Source organism: Rheinheimera maricola, from assembly GCF_016918075.2.
GTDB lineage: Bacteria > Pseudomonadota > Gammaproteobacteria > Enterobacterales > Alteromonadaceae > Alishewanella > Alishewanella maricola_A.
Genome location: NZ_JAERPS020000001.1, coordinates 978,106 through 990,743, shown reverse-complemented (window position 1 = coordinate 990,743; position 12,638 = coordinate 978,106). Strand labels below are relative to the sequence as shown.

The 12,638-nt window shown below is 45.5% G+C and carries 7 protein-coding genes and 2 tRNA genes; 2 read left to right on the top strand and 7 right to left on the bottom strand.

Annotation, left to right across the window (positions count from 1 at the left end; genetic code table 11):
* Positions 1-95 precede the first annotated feature (95 nt).
* Together I4W93_RS04545 and I4W93_RS04540 are read left to right on the top strand one after the other, a co-directional pair.
* Positions 96-172, top strand: a tRNA-Met gene (locus I4W93_RS04545).
* Between the two features lie 85 nt (positions 173-257).
* Positions 258-334, top strand: a tRNA-Met gene (locus tag I4W93_RS04540).
* Positions 335-770: 436 nt separating this feature from the next.
* On the opposite strand, the gene I4W93_RS04535 is transcribed toward I4W93_RS04540, so the two are convergent.
* The 7 genes from I4W93_RS04535 to zorA form a co-directional block, all read right to left on the bottom strand.
* Entirely contained in the window at positions 771-1,430 is a 660-nt protein-coding gene (locus I4W93_RS04535) for a nuclease-related domain-containing protein (protein ID WP_205310566.1), read from the bottom strand.
* A 203-nt stretch (positions 1,431-1,633) separates the two neighbouring features.
* On the bottom strand, positions 1,634-4,465 hold the full coding sequence (locus tag I4W93_RS04530; RefSeq protein WP_205310567.1) for a UvrD-helicase domain-containing protein: 2,832 nt from the start codon (positions 4,463-4,465) through the stop codon (positions 1,634-1,636).
* A 145-nt stretch (positions 4,466-4,610) separates the two neighbouring features.
* The gene (locus tag I4W93_RS04525) at positions 4,611-4,961 is read right to left on the bottom strand and encodes a hypothetical protein (protein WP_205310568.1); all 351 of its coding nucleotides are present in this window, start codon (positions 4,959-4,961) and stop codon (positions 4,611-4,613) included.
* Positions 4,962-5,120: 159 nt separating this feature from the next.
* Positions 5,121-8,078 (bottom strand): DEAD/DEAH box helicase, encoded by a 2,958-nt coding sequence (locus I4W93_RS04520; RefSeq protein WP_205310569.1) that lies wholly within the window; start codon positions 8,076-8,078, stop codon positions 5,121-5,123.
* A 55-nt stretch (positions 8,079-8,133) separates the two neighbouring features.
* The gene (locus I4W93_RS04515; RefSeq protein ID WP_205310570.1) at positions 8,134-9,621 is read right to left on the bottom strand and encodes an EH signature domain-containing protein; all 1,488 of its coding nucleotides are present in this window, start codon (positions 9,619-9,621) and stop codon (positions 8,134-8,136) included.
* Positions 9,622-9,623: 2 nt separating this feature from the next.
* Positions 9,624-10,415, bottom strand: coding sequence for an OmpA/MotB family protein (locus tag I4W93_RS04510; RefSeq protein ID WP_205310571.1), 792 nt, complete (start codon positions 10,413-10,415; stop codon positions 9,624-9,626).
* Positions 10,412-12,631 (bottom strand): anti-phage ZorAB system protein ZorA, encoded by a 2,220-nt coding sequence (zorA, locus tag I4W93_RS04505; RefSeq protein ID WP_205310572.1) that lies wholly within the window; start codon positions 12,629-12,631, stop codon positions 10,412-10,414. The genes I4W93_RS04510 and zorA overlap by 4 nt, the downstream gene beginning before the upstream one ends.
* Positions 12,632-12,638: the final 7 nt, after the last annotated feature.

The following is a 12,638-nucleotide window of genomic DNA, read 5'->3' as shown; positions in this document are numbered from 1 at the left end:
ACAAAGCAGCAGTTGAGCGCGTTATTAAAAATAAAACCAGATAAGCCCTTGCATGCCGCCTGCAAAAACACTAAGATGCGCCCCGCAATGACGGACGCGGGATGGAGCAGCCTGGTAGCTCGTCGGGCTCATAACCCGAAGGTCGTCGGTTCAAATCCGGCTCCCGCAACCAATTGTGACTTGTTTATTCCAAAGGTCATCAATTAACGTCTTGCAAATCAAACTATTACCTTCACTGCTCAAGGGTAATATACGGACGCGGGATGGAGCAGCCTGGTAGCTCGTCGGGCTCATAACCCGAAGGTCGTCGGTTCAAATCCGGCTCCCGCAACCAACATCCAAGCCTACTTTAACGTAGGTTTTTTTGTATCTGAAATTCAACAAGCCGAAGGTCGTCGGTTCCTCTTCATAAAGATCAGGGCTCCCGCAACCAACATCTTAACCAGCTTATGCTGGTTTTTTTGTATCTGAAATTCAACAGACTGAAGGTCGTCGGTTCCTCTTCATAAAGATCAGGGCTCCCGCAACTAACATCCAAGCCTACTTTAACGTAGGTTTTTTTGTATCTGAAATTCAACAAGCCGAAGGTCGTCGGTTCCTCTTCATAAAGATCAGGGCTCCCGCAACCAACATCTTAACCAGCTTATGCTGGTTTTTTTGTATCTGAAATTCAACAGACTGAAGGTCGTCGGTTCCTCTTCATAAAGATCAGGGCTCCCGCAACCACTTTACACTTCTAGTTAACTCACTGACATACATAAAATTCCCTTTTAAGGGTGCCATAATTCTTGCCTTTTCAACTTCACTGTGACGCATACATGGTTAAATTCGTCTTGACTGAAACTTGGCCGGGTATCGGCTATCTTGCCGACAACGTTATAGAACTTCTTAAAGTTCATCTTCTTGTCCAGCGCGTCGGCAATAAACTCAGACTTTACCAGCTTATCAGCAATATCTTTCGGTGCGTTGGAACGGTCGATTATGGCATCGCTTGAAATAGCACAAAAAACGTCATAACAACGTGCACCCAGGCCTTGCTGAATACCTAAGAACTTACCGATAACTTTTTCGGTATTGACACACAGGTACTGCTTTAACAGTTTAAGCTGCAGTTCTGCCTGCTTAATCGGCGATGGCATGCCACTCCACTGCCCTTTGTAGCTGCGAGTCCACTCACCGTATTCGTTTACATTCACCTCACCGCGAATACTTTTTGACTCCACCACGATAAAGCCATAGGTATACACAATAAGGTGGTCTATCTGCGCGCTTTCGCCATCATGCTCAATACTCAGATCATTAAGCACCATGACCTGCTCACTGTTCTTATAAGCACGGCGCAGGTAAAGCGCCACATCATGTTCTTGCTTAATGCCAGCGTCGTGCTTGATAGATGCAGAGCTGGTTTGGGTTTTGTCTTTTAGGATCATAAAAAATCAGTTAGCAAAATGCTTCTAGCCATTCTGACTAAGAAGAAAATCTCAGAACAAAATTAATGGTTAACTCAATGATGTTCTGACATGGCAATGATCAAAGCTAAAAAAATTTTTCTTTTCGTGTTTCTATTTGGTGAATATAAGTTCTATCAAACAGATATAAAAAAAGGGCTAACAATTCAGCCCAGAGCCGACGTTTATGTTCCTTTTACCATGGGCCCCTTAAATTCAATCACTTGCTCTTTGTGGCTACAGCTCTCACCTTCTTTGCGGTAGTTCCTACATCCCCAGAAAGTGCCATAAGGGCCGGTGCGCTGCACCAATTCCGCGCCACAGCTTGGGCAAACCGGCACCCAGCTATTACAGCTATCATTCAAACAAACTTTGAAGCGGCCTTCTCGCTTCATCGGCGAACTGCATTTGCTGCAGCCGCGCTCTTTGTGGTTACACAGCGGGTATTTGTTACAACCGAAGAAGGCACCAAACTGCCCGGCTCTTGGCACCATGCTACCGGTTTTGCATTTAAGGCATTTGATTAGATGGAATAGCTGCTGGCTTAATGACGTTTCAAATTCATTCAGTTCCAGCGGATACTTGTCGTTTATTAACTCGACTACAAATTCAGATGCAACGGCCATATCGGTAATAAGATATGCCCGATGTCTGGCGCGGGTTAACGCAACATAAAACAGCCGTCGCTCTTCAGCATATTCAAATTGTTCCTTAGCTGGCAATAAGGCCTCCAGCAGTGGATGCGTTACTTTCTGTGAGGGGAACCCATGCTTGCCGCTTTCTAATCCCAGAATGACGACATAGTCAGCTTCTTTACCTTTTGACGCGTGAATGCTAAAGCACTCCAGTTTTAACTGGTTAAATTGGCGGGATAAACGTTTTAATTCGGCATAATCTGGTAAGTTAAAGCCAAACCGACCCAACAGGTAAATTGTACTACCGGGTTCTGCAATCGTGCTGATCTTTTGCAGTACTTTTTCTATTCGGTCAGGCTCTCCCGGGCTAATGCGGTTATCCGCTCGCATTAACGAGACGGTCGGTTTAGTCACACGGGTTAAGGTATTCAGCTGTTTTCTGACCTGCGTAGGGTTTTGTAGCACAAAACGTGAGGCGACATCGCTGATACTATTGTTAAAACGAAAGGTCAGATCCAAAGGTGTAGTTTGAGTGGGACCAAACCGCGAAACAAAGTCAGTGGTAAACTGCAAATCACTACCGGTAAAACGATAAATGGCCTGCCAATCATCACCTACGCAGAACAGTGACGCCCCAGGCACGCTATCACGCAAATACATAACCAACCGGGCTCTGGCATCGGAAATATCCTGGAATTCATCAACCAGTAAATACTTCCAACGGCTTTTAAAGCGCCCGCTTTTTACATAACTAAGGGCTTTGCCTATCATGTCGTCAAAATCGATATGGTTGTTCCTAGCCAGTAAGCGCTGATAATCATCAACTACCGGTAAAAGCAATGATAACGCAGCTTGAACTTGTTGCGGGTTGTCAGCCGCATCGATGGCCTTATCCAACTGCCCCGGTTCGTAACAATTAGCCCGGTAGCGCTTTAGCAAATCAGTTAGCAGCAGTGCAAAAGCCGATATCGCACCAAACTCTCTCAACGTCTCAAGCACCGCTTCTGGCGGCAATGGTTCTGGCTTAACGCCAAAGTTCGCGAATTGTTTATCCAGTTCGGAATATAACGTACCGTCCAGATGTTGATAGTGATACAAGGTGACAAGCTTCGTCCCGTGCTTTTGGTGTAATTGCTGCTTCCAGGCCATGCCTTCATGATAGGCTTGCCGGTTTACATAAGGTGCAGTATTGCCTTGACGGTCAATACCGTAAAACTCAATATAAATACCGTGATCTGATAAATAGAAATCCGGCTGATACTGGCGAAAGAACACATCTGCTGTGGGGTGTTCATAACTTGCCTCATATTGATATTCAATACCTTGCCTGAGCAGGTAATTCGCAATCAGGCACTCGCCCAAACTTTTTACCTTCTCGCCTTTAAGCGTGCGGATATCATTGGCCAGTATGTAATCGAAATACGCCCCTTCACTTTCAAAATCAAAGGCATTATTAACCGGGTACAGGTAATTCTGGAAATAATCCAGCACCAATTTTTGATAAACAGGTTGCTTTAAATGCTCTTCAAACCAGTCACTTACATGCTTTGCCAGCAGCTTATCGTCATCAGCAAGTGGCGTAAGAGAAGGTTGTTTTCCCTCAACACTGGCAATAATATCTTTGCCCAGCTTGTGAAATGTACTCGCCGTAATACCACAATCACCCAGCCGTTTTTCAATCCGTTCCTGCATTTCAACTGCGGCTTTATTGGCAAATGCCAGCATGAGAATTTCATCGTCGCGTGCCTGGCTACTTTGCAGTAAATATCCTGCACGGCCTACCATAGTGCTGGTTTTTCCAGTGCCAGCCCCAGCTAAAACCAGATTATTATCCTCATCGATCACACAAGCGTGCCGTTGTCGTTCTGTTAGCGGTTTGCTTTCAACCTCATCAAAATAATGTTGGTGAATAGTCAATTGCTGCTGAAGATATCGTTCTCTTAGCCAAATAAAATCAGCTTCCCCCCACTCAGCTCTAAACTGCAATGCTTCAAAAGGCGTGAAATCAATTGCTGGATAAGCTGTTTTATCAGGCAATCTCCTGAACTGCTTTATCGCTTGCCGTGCCAACGCTACAACTCGCTTAAGCCTTGACGTTCTGGGGTAGCCCTCGTCCAATAAGCTTTGTATTTCTGCCAAAACTTGCAACATTACTGGGGTAAGCTGGCGAAACCATATGCTGGTCAGCCAACTTAAATGCTCTTCGCAGGCTTGTTTTGGTAACCCTTTTACTAAAACAACGCCCTGATCTGAAGCTAAACGTAAATCAGAAAAAAATAAACCAGTGTTCATTGTATTGTTGTTAGCCAGAGATTCAGGCTTGACGACATAACGTTGCCCGTTTGCAGTGGTCAACATTAATTGCGCGTCAACTAACTGCAAACTAGTCGGCTTAGCGCCAAACAGGCGCATAAACCAATGGGGGTTAACTGTCCTGTAATTTTCTGAGGCTTGAGTACTGCTTGAACTCAACACAAATTCCTTTTAAACCAAACTATCGAATAACAAAAAATCAGCTTCAATCGGACTATTTGCCGCCGTTAAACCGGCAAGCTTCCAAACTTTCAAATGCAACAAAGTTTTTTGTTTGTTCATAAAATGCACTACTTTTATCATGGCAAATCATTGAACGGCTCATCTTCACTTCCGGCGCAGTATGGTCGTTTGAATTTGTTGGAGGGATTTTACCGCCAGATTCTAGACAGGAAGATAATGTATCGAATTTTTCATAGTTCATGGTGCGGGTATAAAAGTCACTCGTATTGTAATGGCAATAACCATTACGGCTCTTTTTTACAAAACTTTCTGCTTCGTCTGCATTTGCTACTGTAGAGTTAACAAACAAAAGGCTTGCAATAAAAATTGTACTTTTAAACATGATCTATCCTTTTTATGTTTTAGGTAATAAACAAAAGATTCTTAATACTTTAAGCGTTTTATTCAAAAGTGAATACTTGCCGAGCTCTGCTGGTAAAAGTGCTAAGTCGATGTCTAACCCATCGGTTGAAGCATTAGTGACGCATACTTGATGGTGCATTTAAAAGCACCCTGCAAGATCTGTAGCCTCTATACTAGGGTTGGCAACTACCGCATCACTTAAATCCACTTTATTCGCCAATAAGCCGTTTAAATGCTGGTCAAATGAACGCAAGCTCGGATGCAAAGCCATAGGGATATACACATTGACATCTCGTGTCTGCCCTATTCGATACACCCTATCGGTTGCCTGAGCTTCTTTTGCCGGGTTCCAGTGCCGCTCAAGATGGATAACGTTGTTTGCTCCAACAACAGTCAAGCCAACCCCTGCAGCAACGGGAGACATTACAATAACGCCAAATCCAGGCGCAGTTTGAAAACGGTCTATGATCGATTTGCGGGTTTGCGTTTCTTGCTTGGTTGCGACGGCTTGGGTATCGCCATTAATGGTTTCCACCTGCACTTTGAATAGGCTTGTTACAAGTGCACAAACATAAGCCTGAACAGCTTTAGTTTCGGCAAACACCAACACCTTTTCAGCACGTTTCTCTATTTCTTTAAGTATCGCAACCACAGACTGCAGTTTTACTGATAACTGTGCTTGCTTTAACAAGTCATTGTTTGCTTTAGGAATAGCCAATTTAGCATCTATTTCATGATGGATACTGGCGACCTTTAACTGCCGTAAACTTGGCAGAATTACGGCTCGCTTGTCTTCAGGTTTACAGGTTTTAACCCTGCTGATGATGGTATCGTAATAATCCAGTTGAGGCCCAGACATCACGGCTGATAACAAAGGCAAATACTTTCCTTCACCAGCCTTTACATCGCCATTAAAAATGCGTTTTTCCGGCAAACCTTTTAGCTTCTCTGCTTTAGTCCGCCTTAGCATGTAATCACCCACTTTCTTACGCAGCTCTCGCCCAACGTCGATACGAACTTGATTTACTTGCTCTGGGGAAGCCGCCAGGATCGGGGCAATAAAATCCTTTCTGAATGTTTGCCAAGCACCGAGCAAGCCTGGAACAGCTGTATCAAATAAACACCAAAAATCTTTCAGTGTATTCTCTACCGGTGTGCCTGTTGCCAACAGCTTAAAATCAGCCTTTAGGCCCTTGGCGGCGCGGGTAGATAATGCATTTGGATTTTTAAGGTTCTGTGCTTCGTCAAAAGCAACGATGCTCCAGTCAACCCGGCTTAACGAAAACTGATAATCTCTGAGTGTCTGATATGTAGTTAGTACAAGACGTCGAGGCATGTCCAACCGATCAGAGCCATATACCTTACCCACTTTTAGCGCGTAGCGAATAGACTCGGCATCCTGGATCCGGTCGTCATCTTCAAACTCCTGCAACGTTTCACGGCCAGCGCCTTCTACCCTGAAACGGGTCAGATCACCGCCTGCTTGCAGGGCAACCATATCGCTAAAAGGTGACTTGTCAAAAGTCACATCAACTTCTGCCTGCCAGTTTTCCATAAGGCTTAATGGCGCGACAATCAGCACCGGCTTTTGCGATACGTTGCGCTGGCTGCAGCGTTTATACCACTCTGCGACGGCCACTAACGTCATGTAGGTTTTACCCAGGCCCATATCGTCTGCCAGTAAAGCACCGCTGGGCTCGCCGGCTTTACTGATCTGTTCTAAATGAGCCAGCAACCAACGGATCCCCTCTTCCTGATGCGGATAAGGCAAACGTTTGAGATTGTCTTGTGCAAAACTTACCTGTGTTAAATCCAGGCCGGTAACACGAGAGTCCTTGCTGTATTCGATACTGTCGTCATTGCTGTCTATAGCAACAACTGCTTTTTCGACAGCAACAGGAGTTTCGTCATCGGTTAAGCCTGGCTCTGGCGGTTGTGGACTAATTCGCCCCTCAACAATGGCATCTTGAATATCATCAAGCGTTCGCTGCACTTTTTGTGGGTCGGATACATCAATAACGTGGCCATCAACTTCAATAAGTTCAGCACCAGTTTGCTTGGCGTCCTCAAATAATGCTTTTACCTCGTCGAACTTCTGCTGATCTTCAATAATGGTTGTTAACTGCTCAGGCGGTTCTATAAAGTCATCAGCCTTGCCAAACCAATTGACGCCAGATTTCTCAACATCACCAAAATAGCGCTGACTAAATTTTTCTGCACCATGCACCCGCAACGAAAACCCGGTGTCCAGGTCGATTAATGACGCATTTAAATAGGCAGTCGGTGCTCGTAGAAATGAAGCAACTTGGGCTTTTGGGATACGCCGGTTTGTCAAGATTTCTTGCGCGGCTTCAAGTCTCTTTTTGTCCAACAACACAAACTTGTTTTTAACCCTTAAAATGCAATGCGTATCATCAGCGCTAAACTGCCTCAACCGGCTTTTAATATCGTCAATATTAAAGCCTGCGCCAAAAGCGGGTGTAAGCATTAGGTCACCGTTCGGCAAAGTCTCAACCGCCACGCCAACCGTATCTGGCTGAACAATGTCAATATTGTCAAAATGAGCCAGGTTAATTTTCATACCAGAGCGCTTTGCCAACTGCAGCTGGAATATTAACCAATTGTTTTCATACTCACCGCGCTTATCTGCAGGTAAGCTTTCATGATATTTAAGTGCCTGCAAAGCCCGCCAATCTGCAGGCTGTAGCATATACATCTCATTCTCAGCTAATCTAAGCAAAGGGCCGTGAACACTGAAGCGAGAAACAATATCGCCATCAGGTAATACCAGCTCAAGCGCAACTTTAAATGCCGACTTGCCGGTGTTGCCTTCAATCCGGGTGGTATAACTGCCAGAGTAAAAGTCAGGAAAATCAAACAGTGAAATGAAGTCGTCACCCAGCCCGACAATTTCTGCCGATAAAATGGTAAAGCCATTGGCGTTTCTTGCTGCCTTACTCTGCTCTACCATGCCTTTGAGGTAAGCCAGTTGCATACCAAAGTAAGGGTTTTTTATCGCATAGCCTTCTTCATCAGCAAGCACTTTACGGTCAATAATAAAGTCGACGCCTTCTACCGGGTCTACACGCCAGCGCAATAAATTTGCTTGGCCTGATGATTTAAAGCTCTGAATAAGATCGCGGATCCCCATACTAATACACTCCAAACTTCGACTTATATTCTCGATACCGCGCCGCACCAATTAACTCATGTACAGAGACCGAAATCCCCTGTTCGGCTAAGAAACGAATGGCGTTATATTGCCAATTCAAGTGCACATCATGCGTCAGCTCTTCTACCCCCCGACGGTAGCCGAACTCTTCATGATAAATACGGGCGATTTTCGCCCTGAATTCGGAGTCAAAATAAAGCCGTTTGCCGTAGTCCAGCAGCTTGAATTGAGCTGGCAATTTATCCAGCAATTTCAGCTTGAAGCTGTGGCTACCCTCAATCATGTGCACCTTACCTGCAAGGTTTAAATAGATCATCGAGGTTTCAGCCGAATCTACCAGTGCATATTCAGGCAACTCTTCTTTTTTAAATGAACGTCGCAAATAATGTTCTGCATGCCTGCTTAAAAACAACCGCGAATGGCTTACCAGCCCTTGTTCAAGTAAGCCCTCCATAAACTGCTTACGTGGTTCGAACATGCGCTCCATATCGCCGATGTTGCCATCCCGGGCACTTTGCTCAAGTACCTTCAAAAACAAGGCGAGGTCAAAACGGCTCAACCAGCCACGCATTAAGCCAATACGTTGCTCTCCTAACAATACCCACCATTTTTGATAGTTGGGGTTTGATGTTGGCACCCTAGGGTCGCCAGCAATAGTCAGGATGGCACTTTGCCAGGCAGCCGAAATGGCTGCACCAGCAGAGCGGTCAATAAGAATTTCTAAAATGGCATGGCCAAGTAAATGCCCCTCATCAAACGGGGCATTTACCACGTCTTTTTTTACAACCTCATGCAGGATCTCGTGCTCGGCACCAACAGGCATGGTTTTTAATGTTTCAAGGTAATACTGATAGCGGCACAAGGTAAGAAAACGGCCATTACTAAAGCCATTAAGACCCAGCTCTCGCAACACACCATCTAAATCACTCTGCTTGTTTTTGGCAAATGCCACCACCTCTGATGGGCCTGCGGCCGAAAACAATACTGATGCATGCTTAATGTAAGAGGCTAAGTCACTTGGCGCAGCAGTTAGATGAAGTTGATTAAGCTGCAAGCAGATAAAAGTGCACCAATCCGCCAATACCTGAGTATTGGCGACAGTGTCATAGCGAACGAAATAAGCGCGGATCAACTGCAGCAGAGTTAACTTGCTGATCGGGTTACGCGGCAATACCAATACATCCAGCAGAGCATGGGTCAAAGAAACATGTTTGACAAATTCCTCCGACGCACCGAGCAAATAGGTAAAAGCCCTAACATCAACAGCGTTATTAATGTTTGCAACAAGCTGCTCTGTGCGCCCCTGTAACACAATATTAAGTAACTTTAAGCAAGCCTTTTGAAAAGTGTCTGAGCCCGTGCCTGCTTTACGGCCAATAAGCTTTACCTTTTTCTCGGCATCTTTTACCAGCGTAAAGTCCGAGTCTTTCCAATCAGGCAGATTAAAGAGTAAATCAGGCAAGCGCATCGTTAGTTCATCACCTGTTTTACGGCTTGATAATCTTCTAACGCCGGCCGGCGCACGGTAAAGCGAATATCAATCCTGCGATTTTTGCGCAGCGATTCTTCATCCGTCATTACGCCATCAGGGCATAAGCTGCCATCCGTTATTTCTGTACTGCCGACAGAGCACGGTACAGGCCGGGTTTCAGCATAACCGCTAACCGAGAACAATTTTTTACCAACATGGTTGGTCAAAGCATCCAGACGGGAGCTTTCTGACATTGCCTGGTTCCAGTAATTCCACACGGAAATGGCACGAAATGTCGATAGTCCCCAGTTACCTTTAATCGCCTGGTTGCGATACGGCACCGGGTCGGTATGCCCCTCAACAAAAATAGTATCCAGGTATTTCCAGCGCTCTTCCCTGGTAATGCTATTAAATAACACCCTGCCTATATCCAAAGCATTTTGCTGCGAACGCTCATCATCCGGAATATCAAAGCGGCCCTGTGCAAAGGTCAGAACATCTTCAGGAATACGCAGAACAGTATCGTTATCGCTTATTTTCACCGGAATATTCATCGCATTAAGCTCTTGCTCTATCTCCCGCAGTAAATCCTTTCTTACCTGCTCGGCTTTGGCAATTTCTCGAATAGCTTCATCCCACTGCTCACTCTTTTGCGTCAGCTCCAGAATTAACGCCACCGCTGCCAGTACAAAAATCACCAATAAACCGGCCATGATGTCTGAGAAAGAGATCCAATAAGGATTCTCTTCATCAACCTGATGATTACTGCCGCGGCCGTTTACTCCTCTCATACAGAGGCACCTTCATTACGCCGGCTGACTTTTCCGTCTATTTCATCCACTACACCGCTTAGTGTTCTTACAGCATCGGTCATAGATGAAATGTAATTGTTGGTGTGTTCGTTCCAGGTGTTAAGCCGCGCTACAGTTTGATCTTTAACGCGATCACTATAGTTGCTAAGTAAGTCAGCAACTTGCTGTTGTACTTCAGTTAAATGCGACTGTAGTGATTGTGCCAAGGTATTAAAATGCTTATCGACCGCAATAAAACCGCTCTCTGCTTTACCAGCGGCCTCATTTAATGTGCCAGATGCAGTAGTAATGTGATCGCCCGCCTGTTGCAGTGATCCCAAAACTTGCGTAAACACTTCAGATGTTGTTGCATTACTCTTAGTTACATCGTCTGCAGCCTCAACAGCATCTAACAATTGCTTGCCCAAAGTTTCAATAGCCGCTTTAAGATTTGTCGACAGCAATCCCAATTGGTTTGAACCGGCTTTTAATTCAGCCGACACAGTCTGCATTGCTGAAGTGGCGCTTTGGTGACTTCCTGAAAGCTGTTCAAAACGGTCAATAACTGCCCGTAGTCCTGTTAGTAACTCTGTGTTTTGCTGCTGTTGCACCGCAAGCACATTATCAATACTTTGAGTTACCCGCTCTTGCGCAGCTTGAAACCCTGAAAGCTGTTCTTGCAGTTGTTTCTGCCTCGCCAACTCCCGGCCTTGCTGCTGCTCCATCTGACCGGATAACTCACCCTGCACAGTTTTAAGAGTGCTGGCATTTTGCTCAGCTAACACTGACAGTTGGGTTTTAAGGCTGCCCATAAAGTCTGCCATACTGCCGGTTAACTGCTCCTGACGTTGTTTTTCCAGCTGGCTTTGTGCTTCTTGCTGTTGTTGCAGCCGTTGCTGCCTCTCAGCTTCACGGCTTTGCTGCTCTGCTATTTGGCCGGACAGCTCACCCTGCACAGTTTTCAGCGTCATGGCATTTTGCTCAGCTAATGCTGACAATTGGGTTTTCAGGCCGCCCATGAAGTCAGCCATACTATTGCTAAGCTGCTCCTGACGCTGCTTTTCCTGCTGGCTTTGCGATTCAAGCTGCTGCTGCACCGCGCCATTAACCTGGTTAAGCACATCGGCATTTCTTTGCATCATGCTGTTTACCTGGCCATCAAGTTTGGTGGCAAACTGATTCAAACCATCAGTCATACCCACAGAAGCTGCGGCTATTTCTTTTGCAGCCTGCTCCATCATGGCTTTTTGTGAATCGCCGGCAGAACCAACCCCTTGTAAAAAACGGTCAAGTAATGTCTCTAATGCCTTTTCTGACCCTGAATGTGCGTTATCTACCAAACGCTCAATAGCAGGCCCCAATATGGTGTTCAAGCTATTCGCCACGCTATCACTAATAACATTCGACGCTTCTTTCATCGCCTCCTGCATTTTATTGCCAATTTTCTCATCCAGCACAGCTAACCGCTCATTACTCTGGCGGGTAAAATCTTCAATGTTTGAAAGGCTTTGCTCTGCGGTAATGCGCGGGTACAGATAATCCACTTCGTTTTGAAATGAGCTGATAGCAGAACGAATATTGCGCTCTAAACATTTTTCAAAGAAGTTAAATAGCACACTGATTAATACGCCCCATACCGAGGTCATAAAGGCGATAGAAGCACCACCAATCATGCCGAAAATACCGTGGGTTAAATCATCCACTTTGGCATTAGCCGGGTCCAGCGCACCAAGCGGCCCCAAACCCAGCTGCAAACCGGCAAAAGTACCAATAACGCCAATAGCCGTTAGAAAACCTGGCACCGCAGCTAGCAAGCGGTTTTCGGTTAAACCACGCGATATGGTATGGGTATTAAAAAAGTGACCGGCATCCAATGTATTGCACAATCTCTGCTTTTGCGGAATATGCACCAAAGATTCATCAAACTCGCGCCATAAACGGCCATAGGTTTGGTTCTGTAAGGCGGTATTCACCAACTCACGGCGCTTATCCAACAACTGCTCTAGCGTCAGCCCTTTTAGTAATCGTTTATAAAAACGTAAATGCCGGCTTGCCCGAAAATAGTTGATGACAGACATCACTGAAAAGAATATTGCCAAGGCGAATAACAGCGCTATAAATACCGCACTTAGGCCCTCCGGCGAGGTAAAGTCACCAGCCCAAAGCCTGGAAAACTCAGGCCATAATTTTGTTAAGCTGTAATTGGTTGTATCCATATTGCTG